This window comes from Mesorhizobium dulcispinae, assembly GCF_033977345.1.
GTDB classification, from domain to species: domain Bacteria; phylum Pseudomonadota; class Alphaproteobacteria; order Rhizobiales; family Rhizobiaceae; genus Mesorhizobium; species Mesorhizobium dulcispinae.
This window is the reverse complement of the sequence record NZ_JAVIIY010000018.1, coordinates 1-17,710: the sequence shown is the minus strand read 5'-3', so window position 1 is coordinate 17,710 and position 17,710 is coordinate 1. Positions and strand designations below refer to the sequence as shown.

General features: G+C 63.2%; 18 protein-coding genes, 1 pseudogene and 1 riboswitch. Of the genes and pseudogenes, 7 read left to right on the top strand and 12 right to left on the bottom strand.

Annotation, left to right across the window (positions count from 1 at the left end; translation table 11 throughout):
• The first annotated feature begins 35 nt into the window (after positions 1-35).
• Positions 36-147: riboswitch (TPP riboswitch) on the top strand.
• Between the two features lie 112 nt (positions 148-259).
• From thiC to RFN30_RS27360, 6 genes are read left to right on the top strand one after another with little or no spacing between them, the layout of a single operon-like run.
• Positions 260-2,092 (top strand): phosphomethylpyrimidine synthase ThiC, encoded by a 1,833-nt coding sequence (gene thiC / locus RFN30_RS27385; protein ID WP_320265186.1) that lies wholly within the window; start codon positions 260-262, stop codon positions 2,090-2,092.
• A complete protein-coding gene (thiO, locus tag RFN30_RS27380; RefSeq protein WP_320265185.1) occupies positions 2,089-3,066 on the top strand; it encodes a glycine oxidase ThiO in 978 nt (325 codons plus the stop codon). The genes thiC and thiO overlap by 4 nt, the downstream gene beginning before the upstream one ends.
• Positions 3,050-3,247 carry a sulfur carrier protein ThiS gene (gene thiS / locus RFN30_RS27375; protein WP_320265184.1) on the top strand — a complete coding sequence of 66 codons (198 nt, stop codon included), beginning with the start codon at positions 3,050-3,052 and terminating at the stop codon, positions 3,245-3,247. Before thiO ends, thiS begins: the two co-directional genes overlap by 17 nt.
• A 4-nt stretch (positions 3,248-3,251) precedes the next feature.
• Complete coding sequence (locus RFN30_RS27370) at positions 3,252-4,022, top strand: thiazole synthase (protein WP_320265183.1); 771 nt, start codon at positions 3,252-3,254, stop codon at positions 4,020-4,022.
• The gene (locus tag RFN30_RS27365; RefSeq protein ID WP_320265182.1) at positions 4,022-4,627 is read left to right on the top strand and encodes a thiamine phosphate synthase; all 606 of its coding nucleotides are present in this window, start codon (positions 4,022-4,024) and stop codon (positions 4,625-4,627) included. Before RFN30_RS27370 ends, RFN30_RS27365 begins: the two co-directional genes overlap by 1 nt.
• The gene (locus RFN30_RS27360; protein WP_320265181.1) at positions 4,618-5,367 is read left to right on the top strand and encodes a hydroxymethylpyrimidine/phosphomethylpyrimidine kinase; all 750 of its coding nucleotides are present in this window, start codon (positions 4,618-4,620) and stop codon (positions 5,365-5,367) included. Before RFN30_RS27365 ends, RFN30_RS27360 begins: the two co-directional genes overlap by 10 nt.
• A gap of 29 nt (positions 5,368-5,396) precedes the next feature.
• Here the strand turns inward: RFN30_RS27360 and RFN30_RS27355 are convergent, their stop codons facing one another.
• From RFN30_RS27355 to RFN30_RS27320, 8 genes are all read right to left on the bottom strand, one after another.
• Positions 5,397-5,660: a hypothetical protein gene (locus RFN30_RS27355; RefSeq protein WP_320265180.1), complete on the bottom strand. Its 264-nt coding sequence runs from the start codon at positions 5,658-5,660 to the stop codon at positions 5,397-5,399.
• Between the two features lie 18 nt (positions 5,661-5,678).
• On the bottom strand, positions 5,679-6,377 hold the full coding sequence (locus RFN30_RS27350) for a hypothetical protein (RefSeq protein WP_320265179.1): 699 nt from the start codon (positions 6,375-6,377) through the stop codon (positions 5,679-5,681).
• 56 nt (positions 6,378-6,433) lie between these two features.
• A complete protein-coding gene (locus tag RFN30_RS27345) occupies positions 6,434-7,831 on the bottom strand; it encodes an APC family permease (RefSeq protein WP_320265178.1) in 1,398 nt (465 codons plus the stop codon).
• Positions 7,832-7,842: 11 nt separating this feature from the next.
• Positions 7,843-8,010 carry a hypothetical protein gene (locus RFN30_RS27340; protein WP_320265257.1) on the bottom strand — a complete coding sequence of 56 codons (168 nt, stop codon included), beginning with the start codon at positions 8,008-8,010 and terminating at the stop codon, positions 7,843-7,845.
• Positions 8,011-8,021: 11 nt separating this feature from the next.
• Positions 8,022-8,405, bottom strand: a complete 384-nt coding sequence (locus tag RFN30_RS27335; protein ID WP_320265177.1) for a hypothetical protein — start codon at positions 8,403-8,405, stop codon at positions 8,022-8,024.
• 10 nt (positions 8,406-8,415) lie between these two features.
• Entirely contained in the window at positions 8,416-8,733 is a 318-nt protein-coding gene (locus RFN30_RS27330; protein ID WP_320265250.1) for a hypothetical protein, read from the bottom strand.
• 515 nt (positions 8,734-9,248) lie between these two features.
• The gene (gene glyA / locus RFN30_RS27325; protein ID WP_320265175.1) at positions 9,249-10,553 is read right to left on the bottom strand and encodes a serine hydroxymethyltransferase; all 1,305 of its coding nucleotides are present in this window, start codon (positions 10,551-10,553) and stop codon (positions 9,249-9,251) included.
• A 43-nt stretch (positions 10,554-10,596) separates the two neighbouring features.
• Positions 10,597-13,290 (bottom strand): phosphoenolpyruvate carboxylase, encoded by a 2,694-nt coding sequence (locus tag RFN30_RS27320; RefSeq protein WP_320265173.1) that lies wholly within the window; start codon positions 13,288-13,290, stop codon positions 10,597-10,599.
• A gap of 373 nt (positions 13,291-13,663) precedes the next feature.
• Here RFN30_RS27320 and RFN30_RS27315 point away from each other — a divergent pair, with 373 nt between their 5' ends.
• Positions 13,664-14,008 carry a BRA0787 family protein gene (locus RFN30_RS27315; RefSeq protein WP_320265171.1) on the top strand — a complete coding sequence of 115 codons (345 nt, stop codon included), beginning with the start codon at positions 13,664-13,666 and terminating at the stop codon, positions 14,006-14,008.
• Between the two features lie 187 nt (positions 14,009-14,195).
• On the opposite strand, the gene RFN30_RS27310 is transcribed toward RFN30_RS27315, so the two are convergent.
• From RFN30_RS27310 to RFN30_RS27295, 4 genes and pseudogenes are all read right to left on the bottom strand, one after another.
• Complete coding sequence (locus tag RFN30_RS27310) at positions 14,196-14,831, bottom strand: LuxR C-terminal-related transcriptional regulator (protein ID WP_320265169.1); 636 nt, start codon at positions 14,829-14,831, stop codon at positions 14,196-14,198.
• A gap of 343 nt (positions 14,832-15,174) precedes the next feature.
• Positions 15,175-16,464, bottom strand: a complete 1,290-nt coding sequence (locus tag RFN30_RS27305; RefSeq protein WP_320265168.1) for a glycerate kinase type-2 family protein — start codon at positions 16,462-16,464, stop codon at positions 15,175-15,177.
• Positions 16,461-17,429: a 2-hydroxyacid dehydrogenase gene (locus RFN30_RS27300; RefSeq protein ID WP_320265166.1), complete on the bottom strand. Its 969-nt coding sequence runs from the start codon at positions 17,427-17,429 to the stop codon at positions 16,461-16,463. The genes RFN30_RS27305 and RFN30_RS27300 overlap by 4 nt, the downstream gene beginning before the upstream one ends.
• Before the next feature lie 111 nt (positions 17,430-17,540).
• Positions 17,541-17,710 (bottom strand): annotated as a pseudogene (locus tag RFN30_RS27295) (succinate--CoA ligase subunit alpha); the annotation flags it as partial.

Genomic DNA, 17,710 nt, shown 5'->3' with positions numbered 1-17,710 from the left:
GAGTTGACAGGGCGACGTCGCATCGTCCAACCTAGACGTCTCACCAGGGGAGTCCCGGCAAGGGGCTGAGATACTGCTATCGTGCGCAGTGACCCGTTGAACCTGATCCAGTTCATACTGGCGTAGGGACGGTGCGAGGCTTCGCGGGTCGGCAATCCGGCTTCGGCATTCGGGTAAACCCCGACTCCCGTGCGAAGCGTCACTTCCTCCTCATCGCGTGGACTGGGTCTCCGTTGCACTCGAGCAAGGAGGCTCACTCATGAATGCCCACACCCCGACCGTCACCGTCGGCGAATTGCCAGCTTCCAAGAAGGTCTACAAGCCCGGCCAAGTTCACCCGGGTCTGCGGGTGCCGATGCGCGAGATCTCGGTCCACCCGAGCGCCGGCGAGCCGCCCGTCACGGTCTACGATTCGTCCGGCCCCTACACCGACGCCGCCGTGAAAACCGAGATCGAGCGTGGCTTGCCGCGGCTGCGTGAGACATGGATCGAAGCACGCGGCGATGTCGAACGCTATGAGGGCCGCACGGTCAAGCCCGAGGACAACGGGTTCGTCTCCGCCGATCGCCTGACTCCGGAATTTCCGGTGCGCAACAAACCCTTGCGCGCCGCCGGCGGCCGCGCCGTCACCCAATTCGCCTATGCGCGGGCCGGCGTCATCACGCCCGAAATGGAGTTTGTCGCCATTCGCGAAAACCTTGGCCGTGAGCAATTGCGTTCAGGACTTCAGCGCGATGGCGAGAGCTTCGGCGCCCCGATCCCGGACTTCGTCACGCCCGAATTCGTGCGCGACGAGGTGGCACGCGGCCGCGCCATCATCCCTTCCAACATCAACCATCCCGAGAGCGAGCCGATGATCATCGGCCGCAATTTCCTGGTGAAGATCAACGCCAATATCGGCAATTCCGCCGTCACCTCGTCGATGGCCGAGGAGGTCGAGAAGATGGTGTGGGCGATCCGCTGGGGCGCCGATACGGTGATGGACCTTTCCACCGGCCGCAACATCCACAACATCCGTGAATGGATCGTGCGCAATTCGCCGGTGCCGATCGGCACGGTGCCGATCTACCAGGCGCTGGAGAAGGTCGGCGGGGTTGCCGAGGCGCTGACCTGGGAGGTGTTCCGCGACACCCTCATCGAGCAGGCCGAACAGGGTGTGGACTATTTCACGATCCACGCCGGCGTGCGGCTGCCCTACATTCCGCTCACCGTCGATCGCGTCACCGGCATCGTGTCGCGCGGCGGCTCGATCATGGCCAAATGGTGCCTGCATCACCACAAGGAGAGCTTTCTCTACGAGCATTTCGAAGAGATCTGCGACATCGCCAGAGCCTATGACGTGGCGTTCTCGCTGGGCGACGGTCTTCGCCCCGGCTCGATCGCCGATGCCAATGACGCCGCCCAGTTCGCCGAGCTCGAAACCCTGGGCGAGCTCACCAAGATCGCCTGGGCCAAGGACTGCCAGGTGATGATCGAGGGCCCCGGCCACGTTCCGATGCACAAGATCAAGCAGAACATGGACAAGCAGCTCGCGATCTGTGGCGAAGCGCCGTTCTATACGCTGGGGCCGCTCACCACCGACATCGCGCCGGGCTACGACCACATCACAAGCGGCATCGGCGCGGCGATGATCGGCTGGTTCGGAACGGCCATGCTTTGCTACGTCACGCCAAAGGAGCATCTCGGCCTGCCTGACCGCGACGACGTCAAGACCGGCGTCATCACCTATAAGATCGCCGCTCACGCCGCCGATCTGGCCAAGGGCCACCCGGCCGCCAAGGTCCGGGACGACGCGCTGTCGCGGGCGCGCTTCGAGTTCAGGTGGGAAGATCAGTTCAACCTGTCGCTCGACCCCGAAACGGCGCGGGCCTTCCACGACGAAACCCTGCCGAAGGAGGCGCACAAGGTGGCGCATTTCTGCTCCATGTGCGGCCCAAAATTCTGCTCGATGCGGATCTCGCATGACATCCGCGATGCCGCCCGAGAAGAGGGAGCGCAGAGGGACGGGCTTGCCGCCATGGCGGCGAAGTACCGGGACGGCGGCGACCTCTACATGCCCGTCGACAGCACCACAGAGAGCACAAACACATGAAGGTGCTCATTCGCGGCGCGGGCGTTGCCGGGCTGACGCTCGCGCACGAGCTGGCAACACGCGGCGCCGATGTGACCGTCGTCGAGAAGCGCAGAGAGATCGCCGGCAATGCCTCCTGGCAGGCCGGCGGCATGCTCGCGCCATGGTGCGAACGCGAGAGCGCCGAAGAGGCGGTGTTGGCACTCGGGCGCGGCGCGGCCGACTGGTGGGATGCGGCCTTGCCCGGCCATGTCTGTCGCCGCGGCACGCTGGTGCTGGCTCCTGCCCGCGACGCCGGCGAGCTCGACCGGTTCGGCCGCCGCACATCCCGCTTCAGGCAGCTCGACGCCTGTGAGATCGCGACACTCGAACCAGCTCTCGCTGGCCGGTTCGGGCGTGGGCTGTTCTTCGCCGGGGAAGCGCATCTCGACCCGCGCAAGGCGTTGCTTGCCCTTCGAGACAAGCTGCTCGGCGTTGGCGTGCGCATCGAGTTTGGCCACCGCTCGGGATACGCGGATGTCGAGGTGGACTGCACCGGCATCGCCGACAGACGCTCGGAGCTGCGCGGCGTGCGCGGCGAGATGCTCGTCCTGCAAACAGCCGAGATCTCGCTGGCGCGGCCGGTACGACTGCTCCATCCCCGCGTCCCGGTCTATGTCGTGCCGCGCTCGGCAAACCTGTTCATGGTCGGCGCGACGATGATCGAGTGCGATGCCGCCGGTCCGATCACCGCGCGCTCAACCATGGAACTGCTCGGCGCCGCCTACGCGCTGCATCCGGCCTTCGGCGAAGCGGAGCTGGTTGAAACAGGCGTGGGCGTACGCCCTGCCTTTGCCGACAACCTGCCTCGCGTCGAGCGCGACGGAAGGAACATTCGCATCAATGGCCTCTATCGCCACGGCTTTCTGCTCGCGCCGGCGATGGCTGGGCAGGCAGCCGACATGATCCTGGGAAATCCCGCCGCGAAGGAGTTTGCCCTTGAAGCTCACCGTTAATGGCCAGAGCCATGAAGTCGCGGCGGGGACGCTCGCCGCGTTGCTTGTCGAACTCGATTTCCAGGGCGGTTGGCTCGCCACCGCGCTGAACGGCGACGTCGTGCCGGCCGGGGAGCGAGATCGCTGCCTCCTCGCCGAAGGCGACCGCATCGAAATCCTCTCGCCGATGAAGGGAGGCTGATCCCATGCTCGAACTTTACGGACAGAAGCTCTCGTCCCGCCTCCTGCTGGGCACCGCGCTTTATCCCTCGCCTGCAATCATGGCCGAAGCGATCAAGGCGTCCGGCACCGAGATCGTCACGGTGTCGCTCCGCCGTGAAACCTCCGGTGGCAAGGCCGGAGGCCAGTTCTGGTCGCTGGTCCAATCTCTGGATGTTCGCGTCCTGCCCAACACCGCCGGCTGCCATTCGGTGAGCGAAGCGGTAACGACGGCGCGGATGGCGCGCGAGGTGTTCGGCACGGACTGGATCAAGCTCGAGGTGATCGGCAACCACGATACGCTGCAGCCTGACGTCTTCGGGCTGGTCGAGGCCGCAAGGATCCTTGCCTCGGAAGGCTTCGCGGTCTTCCCCTACACGACCGACGACCTTGTCGTCGCCGAACGGCTGCTGGATGCTGGCTGCAGGGTGTTGATGCCCTGGTGCGCGCCGATCGGCTCCGCGCGCGGGCCGCAGAACGCCGATGCGCTTCGAAGCCTGCGCGGCCATTTCCCCGCCATTCCGCTGATCGTCGATGCCGGCATTGGCCGTCCGTCGCATGCCGCAGCCGTGATGGAGCTCGGTTACGACGCGGTGCTTCTGAACACGGCGGTCGCCAAGGCAGGCGATCCTATCGCCATGGCTGCGGCTTTCGGCAAGGCGGTCGAGGCGGGTCGCGAGGCCCATTGCGCGGGCCTGCTTGAGCCGCGCGACATGGCCGTCCCCTCTACCCCAGTCATCGGCATGGCAGCGTTCTGATGAAACTCGATCCGTTCTACCTGATCGTCGATTCCGCCGCATGGATCGAACGTCTTGTGCCGCTTGGCGTGAAGCTGGTGCAACTGCGCATCAAGGACCAGGACGAAGCTTCGCTGCGCCGGGAGATCCGTGCCTCGAAGGCGGTGTGTGAACGCCATGGCTGCCAGCTTATCGTCAACGATTACTGGCGCCTCGCGATCGAGGAGCATTGCGATTTCGTCCATCTCGGTCAGGAAGACTTGGCCGAGGCGGATGTAAAGGCGATCCGCAGGGCGGGCCTTAGGCTGGGCCTCAGCACCCATGACGACGCCGAACTGGAGACCGCGCTCGCGGCCGAGCCGGACTATGTCGCGCTCGGCCCGATCTACCCGACCGTCCTCAAGGCGATGAAATGGAGCCCGCAGGGACTCGACCGCATCGCCGCCTGGAAGCGGCGCGTCGGCCAGCTTCCACTGGTCGCCATCGGCGGACTGACCGTCGAGCGCCTTGCCGGTGTCTTCGCGCAGGGCGCCGAGAGCGCAGCAGTCGTGACCGACATCACCCGCAACGCGCGCCCCGAGGCACGCGCGCTGGAATGGCTGGCGGCGACGGCGCAATGGCGATGACACCGCATGTGCTCATCGTCGCCGGCTCGGATTCCAGCGGCGGTGCTGGAATAGCGCGCGACATCGAGACTGTTGCGGCCTTTGGACTGCGCAGTTGCCTCGCCGTTACGGCCGTCACCGTGCAGACGCATGCGGCCGTCGTGCGGATCGACCAGATGCTGCCGGAGCTTATCGCTGCCCAGATGCGCGCAGGCTTTGCCGCCAACCAAGTCGCTGCGGTGAAGATCGGCATGCTGGGGACGGCGTCAGCGATCGAAGCGGTCGGCTCCGTCCTGGCGGCCAACCGCCAAGTGCCGGTCGTGCTCGACCCGGTGCTGGCCGCCAGTTCTGGACGTGTGCTGCTGGAGGTCGATGCCATCGACGCTCTGCGCCGCGATCTGATGCCGGTCTGCCGGCTCGTCACACCCAATTTGCTCGAATTGGCGACGCTGACCGGATCGGATCCGGCGCCTGACGAAGAAAGCGCCCGCCTTCAAGGCGAGGAATTGTCTGGCACCACAGGTACCGCTGTGCTCGTCAAGGGCGGACACGCGCAAGGAGCCTATGCCGTCGATGTGCTGCTGCAGCCAAACCGCCCTGCCACTCGGTTCGAGGCACCTCGCCTGGATCGCGGGATGCGCGGAACAGGTTGCATGCTGTCCAGCGCCATCGCCGCCTTTCTTGCCCTCGGCGCCTCGCCGGAAGACAGCGTCCGGAGTGCCAAGCAGTATGTTTTCGATATCATTGCTCGGCCGCAGTGACCGCGCCGAGCGGCTTGAGTTCCACCAGGCTACCTCGTCCTTGCCGTGACCGCCAGGATCCGAGCGCGACGATAGGCGTCCGGGATCGACAATGCCCAGACGAACAACCCAAACGCATGCCGGCCGACGAACGACTTGTCCGGCGTCGTCGTCATGTAGCTGATCACCGAAAACAAGATCACGAAGAAAGCAAAAGCCAGCCCACGCCTCACGTCGCGCACGGCGACATGGCCGGCGCCCGGCAGGATGATTGCCAGGGCGAGGACCAGGTAAGGATTGATCGGCTTGGCCATGGTGAGACCTCTGGCGGCTCAGGCCGCTTCGTAAACGGGCATGGCGGCTTCGTTCGCGGCCAGCGCTTCGCTCAAGGCCTCCGCCTTCGCGACTGCCTCTTTGACGAGGCTGGCTGAAATCGTCGTCACGGGAAAGCGGACCTGCCGCAGAAACAGATGTGCTGCGCGCTCGCCCTGGGCGGCCTGGAGGATCACCCGGGTGCCGCGCGGCGAAATGACGGCTTCCTTCATGGCCGGATCGGCAAAGAGGCTGCGGAACATCGTTTCGGCACGCTCGACCTGCCGCGCCGTGGCACGACCGTCCCCCCGCATCAAGAGTGAAGCGCCGGTCTCCGGCGGCGTCATCCATTCAGGCATGTCATGGACAAGAGAATAGTATTCAGCTCCGGTCGGGCGCGCGAGCGCACCGATCGTTGGCCGGCAACGCTCGCCAGCCTCGCTGAGCGTCACCCTGAGCCAGAGCTGCGGGAGCCGACGCGTCACCATGGCGTCGGCAAGGAGTTCGACCCGTATCTGCCTGCCACCCTCAAGGCGGCTGACGAGCATTGGAAAATGATCGGGTGCGACGCTGATCTTGGCGTTGGGAAAAAGCCCCGCTGCCTCGTCAAGGAGACCCCTGCGCTGCGCGAGGACAGCACGGTGGTCGCTGATCGCACGCTTGCCCATCCAGACACAGGAGGCGACGATAAAGGCCGAAAAAGCAATTGTGGTGATCATCGAGATCGCCTTGCACAGGACGGGCGGCGCTGCAGTGCGCCGCCCGTCTGGTTGATCTAGTAACCGCGCGGCTTTGGCCAGGGCATGGTGAACTGGTCGCCGCGGCGCACGAACTGGTAGCGCCGGAAGTGGAACCAGAGCGATGCCACGATGTAGAAGCACATCATCGCGCTGAGCTGCGTGCCGTAGCCGAGGAAGACGGCGAAATAGGCTGCGGCGCAAAGGGTCAGCAGGACGATCGTCGGCAGCGGATGGAACGGATGCACATAGCCGCGCTTGATCGTGTCGAGCGGCCATTTGCGCCGGAACATGACCATGTTGAAGGTCATGAAGGTGTATCCGAGCAGGCCCGACAGGATCGAGAACGTCACGACCTGGTCGAGCGGCGCGCCCAACGCAAAGATCAGCGCGATGGGAACCAGGAAGACGATCGACCGGTAAGGCGTGCGGTAGACCGGATGCACCGCGCCGAACCAGCTCGGCAGGTAGCGGTCGCGGCCCATCGAGAACCACGCACGCGAGGCGTCGTTGATGCAGCCATTTGCCGAGGCAAGTGTCGAGAACATCGTGCCGAGGAAAAGCAGGATCATCAATCCAGTGCTGCCCGTGACACGCGCGGCATCGAAGAGCGGCGTGCCGGCCTGGCCGAGATATTCCCAAGGCAGGAGGCCGGAGCAGACATACCAGGTCATGGTCGCTGCAATCAGCAGCGTCATGATGCCGGCCATCGTACCGTAGGGCAGCGAACGCGCCGGCGAGCGCACCTCTTCGGCTGCCTGGCAGGTGCCTTCGATGCCGAGATAGTACCACAGGCCGAAGTGCAGCGACGCGACGATGCCGATCCAGCCATAGGGCAACGGAGCCTTGGTGATCGCCGTGAAGTCGAGCGGTACGGCCGAGACGCCGAGCTGCACCGCGACGAACAGGGCGATGATCGCCAGGAAGGCGATGGCTGTAATGACCAGATTGAAGGTCAGCGTCGCCAGCACGCCGCGAAAGTTGAGCCACGCCAGGAACATGATCGAGAGGACGATGAAGGGCTGCTGGTTGAGCCCGGTATGTCCCATCATCCCCGCGACCGTGTCGAGCAGGTAGCCGACGGTGATCGCGTTGGCCGCCTCGAGCATGGTGTAGGCCATGACAAGGAACAGGCCGACATTGAAGGCCATCAACGGCCCGACGATGTGCTTGGCCTGGGCGTATTGGCCGCCGGCAGCCGCAATGGTCGACGTCACTTCGGAATCGATCATCGCCACGCAGGTATAGAGCAGGCCGGCCACCCAACAGGCGATGAGACCGGCGATCATGCCGCCTTTGCCGATGGAGAAGTTCCAGCCCATATACTCGCCGACGAGCACGATGCCGACGCCGAGCGCCCAGATATGGGCAGGGCCGAGGACACGCAGGAGCTGGAGCCGCTCGGTCCCGTCAGCGGTTGATGTTACGTTTGCCATCTCCGTTCCCCTCAGATCGTGTGGCGCTCGGCCGAAACCTCAATCTCGCCTTCGCGCGATGAGGTCAGCAGATCGTTGTCGTAGGTGGTGTCGATGCGAATGAGATTGATGAGCATCAGCGCACCGAACATGGCGGAAAGGGCCCAGGCCGCATATTCCAGAATGTTCCAGATATCCAAGGTCGCCTCCCCTATCGCCGCTTCGAGCCGAAGCGTTCTTCGATCACTTCGCGGTATTCCTTGCCGGAAAGCCGCACCACCAAGACAAAATAGCCAATGACCAGCACCGCCATGACGATCAGCGGGAGCCAACTGAAGCTGTAGTCGAAACGCGCGTTGATGATGTCGTTCGCGACGGCTGGATCGGTGATTCCGATAGCGGCCCATTGCTTGGTTTCAATGGGGTTCTGGCCGAGCGCTTCCCAGGTCGGGTTGGCGATCGGGCTGGGCGTTTTGGCGGCGCCGGCAAAGCCCAGGTAAAGGGGCAGATAGAGGGCGCCCACCGTCAGGACGAGCAGGGTGAGAACGTCGAAGACCTGACCGGCCAGGCTCTGTTTGGGAGGTTGATAAGCCATTGCCAGCTCCTTAAGCCCGGCGCCGGCGCATCTCGTCGAGATGCTTGATGTCGAGGCCGTAGATGAAGTGCTTGTCTTCGACGTAGTGGCGCAGCATGGCGACGATGGCCGCCGTGTTGAAGGCCAACACCAACCCGCATGCTATCGTCAGGATGATGCGGATTGCGGGAATCGAAATGTAAGGCCAGACGTTGGTCAGCGCGAATAAGAGCGTGCACCACAGCACGACGATGAAGGCCACCAGGCCAGCCCGATCGCGGGCATGCATTCTGTCGATACGCTGATTGAGACTTAGTTCGCCAGTTCGATCACTGATTGCAGCTTCCATGTGTTCTCCCTCCAGGGTGGCCATTTTCGGCTTCGTTTGCGCTTGGCGCATGGGGAAAATTAATTTCCCTTCAGGAATATCCGGCAAAGTTAATTTCCTGTCAAGTGACGCGGAGCAGATAGTGGATGGCGTCGGCAAGGCAGAGATGCCCTGAGCGGATTGGACCTGGATACAGGGCTGCCTTCGCGCGCTACGCGCGTTCGCCATCGTCTCCACAGGTTTGGGGGCCACGCCTTTTCGATTGCGCGGAGCGGCCGCCGAAAGCGGCAAAGCAGCCTTAGGGTCCCCGGCGGAATTGCACTCGGCGATCAGGGCTTCCGGCGCTGATCCATCAACGGTTGAACGCCAGCCGTTTCATGGAAACGGCGAACCGCTCGATCTCTTTGTCCTTACGCAATTCCGGACGGAAAACCGTTGCACGGTTTTCCGTCCGGAATTGCTCCAGGTCGGATCATGCCGGCCTGCTCAGCAAGAACGCGGTTCCGACTTCGCCGGCACCTTTGCTCCGGCAAAGGTCACTCGTAGATCGGAAATCGGCTGACCAAATCGTGCACTTCCTCGCGTACCGCCGCCTCGACTGCCGCGTTGCCGGTCTCGCCTTTGGCAGCCAGGCCATCGATGACGCACATCGTCAGGCGGCCGACCTGACGGAACTCGTCGGCGAGGAACCCGCGTGTCGTGCATGCCGGCGTGCCGAGCCGAATCCCGGAGGTGACCATTGGTCCCTGCGGGTCGAATGGGATGCCATTCTTGTTGCAGGTGATGTGGGCGCGGCCGAGCGCGGCCTCGACCGACTTGCCAGTCAGACCCTTGCGCCGCAGGTCGACCAGCATCAAATGCGTATCGGTGCCACCTGAGACGATGTCGACACCGCCATCGGCGAGGGTCTCGGCAAGGGCTTTGGCATTGGCGACGACGTTTGCGGCATAAGCCTTGAATTCGGGCGCCAGCGCCTCGCCGAAAGCGACGGCCTTTGCGGCGATGACGTGCATCAGCGGTCCGCCCTGGAGGCCAGGGAACACCGCGGAGTTGATCTTCTTGCCGATCTCCTCATCGTTGGACAGCACCATGCCGCCACGCGGGCCGCGCAGCGTCTTATGGGTGGTTGTGGTCACCACGTGGGCGTGTTCGAGGGGGGTGGGGTGGACGCCACCGGCAACCAGGCCGGCAAAATGCGCCATGTCCACGAACAGCTTGGCGCCAACCTCGTCGGCTATCGCGCGAAAGGCCTTGAAATCGATGATGCGCGGATAGGCGGAGCCGCCGGCAAGGATCACCTTGGGCCGGTGCTTGCGCGCCAGATCGCGCACCTCATCGAGGTCGATGCGATGCGTGTCGGGGCGAACCCCGTAGGAGACGACATTGAACCACTTGCCGGACTGGTTGACCGGCGCGCCGTGGGTAAGATGTCCGCCGGCGGCGAGGTTAAGGCCCAGAAAGGTATCACCAGGCTGCATCAGCGCCATGAAAACCGATTGGTTGGCCTGGCTGCCGGAGTTCGGCTGGACGTTGGCGAAGGAGCAGCCAAACAGCGTCTTGGCGCGCTTGCGCGCCAGATCCTCGACTTCGTCCACGAACTGGCAGCCGCCATAATACCGGCGGCCCGGATACCCCTCCGCATATTTGTTGGTCAGCACCGAACCTTGTGCCTCGAGCACCGCCCTGGAGACGATGTTTTCGGAAGCGATCAGCTCGACCTCGTCACGCTGGCGTGTGAGTTCGCGCGCCATGGCGTCATTGACGGAATGATCCGTAATGGCCACGCCGGCGCGGAAGAACCGAGCTGCGGTACCAGTGCCAGGCTTGGTCGAAATGTTCATGAGGCTCCTCCCGTGCGACGCGACGCTTGCGTCAAGATTGCTGTCAGCCGGTCCAGCCGAGACCGGTTGAAATGCAGTTGATCGAAAGCAAAAGTGCGTTGACCGCCCGCTTGGGTTTTGCGGTGGAGCCGTCCTGTGCGCGGACCTCGCGCAAGAGCTGCACCTGCAGTCGGTGTATGCCGTCCATCTGCGGCCTGATGCGATCGAAATGCTGCTTGAAGGCAGGGAAGCGCTGCGAGACCTTCAGACCGCCATTGACCTCGGCGATCATCTTTCGGGTCAGCAGATATTCGGTAGCGATCTTGCGGTAGATCCGTTCACCCACCTCGCGATCTTGCACCAGACCGGCATAGAGCCGGCCGATTTCCATGTCGGTCTGGTAAATTCCCTTGTCGACCTCATCGATGATGAGACGGAAGAAGCGCGAGCGCTCGAACATCTGCCTGAGCAGTTCCAATCCGGCGTTGCCGCGAACATTGAGGAAGGAATTGAGCGCGCTGCCGATGCCGTACCAGTTGGTCAGCAGATGCCGGTTCTGGCTCCAGGCGAAAACCCAAGGGATGGCTCGCAGGTCGGAAATATCGCGGGCGCCGAACCGGCGTGCCGGACGCGATCCGATCTTGAGCAGCGACAGCTCCTCCACAGGGCTTGCCTGATGGAAATAATCGATAAAACCCGGCTCGTTGATCAGGCCCGAATAGGACGCCTGCGACATGCCGGTCAACGCCTCCAGAGCCTCGTTGAACTCGGGGATGTCCCTCAGCTCGGGCTCGTTGGCCGACTTGACGCTGTGGGCGAAAACGCTCGCGGCCAGGATTTCAAGCTGGTAACGCCCCGTGCCACGATTGGCGAATTTCGACGACACCACCTCGCCCTGCTCCGTCACGCGCATGGCTCCGCCGACCGTGCCGGCGGGCTGGGCGGCGATCGCCCGGCCAGTCGGCGCACCGCCCCGGCTGACCGAACCGCCACGGCCGTGGAAGAAGCTGATCTTGATCTTTCGCTTCTGGCCGAGAGCGTGGATACGCCTTTGCGTCTTGTTCAACTCCCAGTTCGAAGCGAGGAACCCGCCGTCCTTGTTCGAATCGGAATATCCCAGCATGACTTCCTGCCGGTTGGAGAAGTCGCGCAGCGAGCGGCGTACGATCGAGACCGACAGCAGCCGATCTAGAATGTCGGGGGCGGCACGCAGGTCGGCAATGGTCTCGAAAAGTGGCACGACACGCAGTCCGATTGTGCCGCTGCCGTCGAGAGCGGTGGCCATGCCGCTGTATTGGCCGAGCAAATAGACGGCAAGCAAGTCATCGCAAGAGCGTGTCATGCTCAGGATGAAGGCGCCCACCGCACCGCCGTTCAGTCCAGACGCGGCCTCGCGAATGACGTCGAACAGGTCAAGGAGCTCGCGCGCCTCCGCGGAAAGCGCCCCCCGGCCGATCCCAAGCTGCTCGCCGGTACTGAGCGCTGTCCGAATTCGCAGGCCCCATTGTGGCGTATCCGGCGCGGGCGCCTGATCCCCATCTGTAAGCCTGAAAAGCTCGGCCAGCACTCGATTGACCACCGTCGAGTTCTGGCGAATGTCCAACGCGACCGTTCGGAAGCCGAAGGTTTCGACTTGCTGGCGCAAGGGGCGGACGAAGCGTCGCCCGACCAGGTTGCCGCCCAATTTGGCCAGCACCGTTTCGAGGTGGCGCAGGTCGGCCTTAAGCAGCTCCGAACGGGCATACGGCTTGGCCGCTGTCTCACCGAGCGTGGCCCGCAAGCGATCCAACATCGCGGCCGCGAACTGCCGCAGCGGCTCTCCCGGATTGCGCGCCACAATCTCCCGGGCCGCGCCGCTCCGATGCAGCGCCTGGCCCAGCGCCTTGTTGAAGTCCTCCGGGATGTCGACGACATTGGCGCTGACGCTAAGCACCGTGACCAGTCGGCGAACCTGCTGGATGTACCAGCCGATAATCGCCTGGCGCGATTCCTTGAGCGCGCAAGCGGTAGTGCTTGCAGTCACATTCGGATTGCCGTCACGGTCCCCGCCGATCCACGACGCGTAGCGCATGAAGGACGGCACCTTGAGGTCGTATTTCGGGTAGTGACAGGCCAGCGCTTCCTCGACGGCATCATAGATCTTCGGAGTCGCCTCGAAGATCACCTCGCGGAAAAAATGCAGTCCCCAGGCGATCTCACTTTCAACCGAGGGGCGTTCAAGCCGCAACTCGCCCGACATCCACAGCAGCTCGATCTCGCTCCTGAGATCGTCGATCAATTGCTCATGCTCGCGCGGCGCCCAGCGCTGCTGTTCGAGTTCGGTGAGCTTGCGGTAGATGCGCCGGTGGATTTCAAGAACCGTGACTCGCTTTGCCTCGGTCGGGTGGGCGGTCATGGTGGGACCGACACTCAGCGTGTCGAGGGCGGCCTGGATCTCCTCGGCCGGGTAACCGGCTGCTTTTATTTCGCCTATGACATTGGCGAAGGAGCCGATCACCTCGTCCGCGCCGCCCATCTGCTCAAGTTCGCGGCGTGAACGCATCGCCAACAGTTCGTTCGCGATCGCGACGAGCTGAAACCATATCCCTGTCGCCTGCAGGGCCGGAATGCGCTGAGCGTCGGTGAGGGTGTCGAGGCTTGCACGCCCGGTCAGAACATCCCCCAGCCCGGGCTCCCGTGCGCTGACGACGGTCGTCAGGAGCCTGAAAAGCAGGCTCCGGACGTCCTCGTGACAGCTGAGTGGTCTGCTGTCGTTCAAAGCGGCACCCATTCTTCCAATGTTGTCCCGAGCTTGCCCGGCGAAGCGGACATCCCGGGATTCTCCATCTGGAAGCAGATAGACTTTCCGCCTTCTTGAAAACGCCCGGACGGGTAGATTTGCCATTCGTTCGGGTGGGTTGGAGCACCAACCGAATGATGATCGGCAGGGCCGACCCGGGACCACCGAACCAGGCATGAATCACGACCTTGCCAGCATTGGTCCAGCGCGATTTGGAGCTAGACGCCATTTAACTGTTATGCAAACATGTTGCCTTATAGGAAAATGACGCAAGATATCTAGGACTGAGGTTCATATTCGACAAACCGCCAGCTCGGCGCGTTTCGCAGGGACCTCGGGAAGGGGCTTGGACATGGATATGCACAAGGTGTTTCCAGATCTCTTTGAAGGGCATGCGCCGATCACCCTCCAGAACGCTTTTCACGAAGCGCTCGAGGCGCTCGAGGAATGGGGCGAGAAAGACGAAGAGCCGCTCGTTCCGATCCACGGCGTTGCCATACCGATCAGCAGCGTCTTCGTCAGAATGAGCGCCTGCACCGATCTGATGCCGCTCAGAACACAAGGTGTGCTGGAAGCGATTATCGGCAGGGATCTGGTTCGCGCCTCAGGACGGATGCTTTACGCTGACGCGGCAAGGCTTGCGATGCCCCTGTTCGCTGCGCGGGTAGATCCTGGCACCCTTCCCGCTTATCCCTGACATGGACGGATGAACGCGACCGCAGCACCCGGACTTTCCTTGGAGGGGACCCAGCTGTCGCGGATTGCTTCAAAGCCGCCCGGACATAGCGCGGGGGACCGAGTAGTCCCCAGGCCGTGACGGCTGTCCCGCACAAAGGATTGCCAAGGACAGCGATGCAGCCCATGGCAAAACCTTCCCGGTGAGTTCAAACGCGCCCTCGGTTTTTCTCGCCGGTGTAGAGCGCCACAGCCATCGCCCGGTTGCGGACGTCAAGTTTGTCGTAGAGGTTCCTGAGGTGGTATTTGACCGTATTCTCGGAAATTCCGGTGCGGGTCGCGATCTGCAGATTGGTCCAGCCGTCGGCCAGCACCGAAAGCAGCTCGCGCTCGCGTGTCGTCAGTCGCGACATCGGCGTGTCGTTGATTTTCGAGACGTCCAGGTAAGGGACACAAATGCGGCCATTGGCGACCGCCACCAGGGTGTCGAAAAGGATCGCCGGGTCATCGAACTGATAGCAGAACCCCTGGACGCCAAGGCGCACGCACTGTTTGAGGATAGCGATGTCGTGATCGTTGGAAAAGATCACGAGGCGCGCATGCAGGCTGCGCCGCTGCATCTCCGTCATGACAGCGCCGGCGTCCATGTCCGACAATTTCCACCCGAGCACGGCGAGGTCGAACTGAGGAGTTGAGGCAGACGCCGCCCGGAGAAAAGCCTCACCGGCCTGGACGCTACCAACGAGATCGAAGCGATCATCTCGCGAGATCATATCCCCAAGGGCAGCGACCACGAGCGGATTGCGCTCTCCGATGAAGATCCTGAATCTGCTCTTTTCGGGCATTGACTCCACCTAGGTCCCGACACATTGGCGCTGATCTCAGACTCGGCGGCATTCATGTGCGTTCCCGGCCTTCGGCTCTTGCGCCCTCTCCCTTGCAGTCCCCTACGCTGGCCGATCACTTCCCTGCTTCGACCACCTTTCGGCATTGATCCCCGATCGACGCGATCCGCCACGATCTCCATTCATCGCATAATTTCCATTCATAGCATGAATTTAATTTTCCTTCTAGTACAATCGATCAGGTCGACACACTGTGGATTGGGGCCGTCGCGAGGCATGAGCCTTGCGCGCGCTACGGCCGGCGTCGCTTCATGTCGCTGGACGGCGTGGAATGCAACGAATGCTACTGCATCAACAATATCTGCAGGTCGGCGACATTGGTGCCGGTAGCGCCCGTCATCAGCAAATCTCCAGACGTTGCCAACGCGGCATAGGAATCATTGTTGCCCAGCAGGAGGGCGGGCTCCGGACCGAAGTTGCGCATTCGGAACGTGGACCCTGCGTCGACGATAGCCCCGGCCGCGTCGGTGGGACCGTCCCGGCCATCGGTACCGCCGCTCAGAAACACCCAGTCGCGGCGGATCGGTTTCTCTTCATTGGCCAGCGCGAACCGCAGCGCCAGTTCCTGATTGCGTCCTCCCTTGCCCGTCCCCGAGACCTCGACGGTTGTCTCGCCGCCGGCGACCACCGCCACCGGTCCTGAATGGCAGGCATGCTGGAGCGCGATACCGTGGAGCGTGCGGGCGGCGTCACAGACATTGCCGGACAACCAGCCGCCGGCCTTGACGACATGAATGCCGTGTTGCTGGGCTTTTGCCATCACGCTTTCAACACTCATGCGGTTGGAACCGACGACCACATTCTCGATGCGGTCGAACATCGCTTCTGAAAAGCGCTCGTCAGGCGAAAGAAGAGCGTCCTTGAAAGACGAGTCGACCCGATACTTCGAAAGCACGCTGTGCGCATGGGAAACGGAAGCGTAGAGCGGAGCTGTAGGGCCGCTGGCCACAAGGCGAACGTCGTCGTCGGGCACATCCGAAACAATGAGCGACAGTATGTCGGCCCTCGAAGCCAATTGCGCCAAGCGTCCGCCCTTCAGGCGCGAAAAATGCTGCCTGACAGTGTTGACCTCCCGAATGTCGGCGCCCGAACGGATGAGGGTGTCGTTGAGCGTAATCTTGCCAGCCAGCGACAGCCCGGCAGAGGGAGCGCATAACAACGCCGAGCCGCCACCGCTGACCAGAACGAGAAGAAGGTCGCCGGACTCCGCCGATCGGGCAAGATTCTCGACGGCGCGGCCCGCGTCGAGACTACCCTGATCCGGCAGGGGGTGCCCGGCCGTGATGACCGCCACGCCATCGATCGCCTCGGCATTTTCGGCATTGGTGACAGCTACGGCCTTGTGCAGCTTGCCGCCAATCAAAGGCAATGCGGCGCAGGTCATCGCGCAAGCCGCCTTGCCGAAGGCGATAAGGATGACGCGCCTGGCCTTTTCAAGTCGCTCAGAGTGCCGTTCCAGCGCAGCGACAACCGCAGGGCCCGGCTCGGCCGCAGCGACGCCCATCCGAAACAGGTCGATCGCCTGCTTGCGCAGATCCATCAGCGCCGACCCAGGGCCGGGCGCCACCGTCATACCACCCGATCCGGAGCGGGTTTGCCCTCGAAGAATGCGATGAGATTGTCCAGGGCCTTCATGCCCATCGCCTCTCGCGTCTCCGCGGTCGCGCTGCCGAGATGGGGAAGGAGAACCACGTTCTCGCGCTCAAGCAGGCCGCGCGGCACTGCCGGTTCTTCGGCATAGACGTCGAGCCCGGCGCCAGCGATCGTTCCCTTGTCGAGCGCGCAGATAAGGGCGGTCTCGTCGACGACATCCCCGCGCGCCGTATTGATGAGGAAAGCGCTCGGCTTCATGATTGAGAGCCTTGCTTCGTCAATCAGATGCTTGTTTTCGGCACCGCCCGGACAATGCAGCGAGACGAAATCGGACTCCGCCAGCACTGCCTCGATGGATGGAAGTTGCCGCGCGGACATAGACCGGGTCTCGTCGTCGTCAACCCTGGAACGATTGTAGAAGACGACATCCATGCCAAAGCCGAAATGCGCCCGACGTGCCATGGCCTTGCCGATGCGTCCCATGCCGATGATCCCAAGCTTCTTGCCCGAGACCTTCGTGCCGATGAGATGCGTCGGACACCATCCCTTCCAGGCGCCGGCGCGCAGTTGCCGCTCGCCCTCCCCGGCGCGGCGCGCAACGGACAGGAGCAGGCTCATCGCGATGTCCGCCGTGCAGTCCGTCAGCACTCCCGGTGTATTCGTCACCGCAATGCCGCGTTCACGGGCAGCCGCCACATCTATGTGGCTGAAGCCGACCCCGAAATTGGCGAGCAGCCGGGTGCGACATCCGTCAGACGGAAACACCGAAGCAGGCAGTCGATCGCTGACCGTCGGAAGAATTGCGTCATAAGTCTGGAACGCCGTTGCGAGTTCCGCTGCCGTCAGGGGCACGTCATCTTCATTCAGCACGGCGTCAAACCGTTCTACCAGGATTCTCTCCACTTTGGCCGGCCAGCGGCGGGTTACGATCACACGCGGCTTCATTCACAACCTCTCAACTTGCGCAATCGCACGGCGAACCGCCGGACGACTCCAGCGGTTCGCGATGCTGCCAGCGATTTCGACGCACCACCTCGGCCCGGACCCGGCACAGGCTCAAGCCGCCTTCAGCCTCTGTTTCAGGACATCGGCGACCGTTGCACCGAACGCTGCCGGGGTCGGCACGATCACGACGCCGGCGTCTTTCAGGATTTCGACCTTTTCCTGCGCCGACTCGCCGAAGGCGGAGATGATGGCGCCGGCGTGGCCCATGCGGCGGCCCTTCG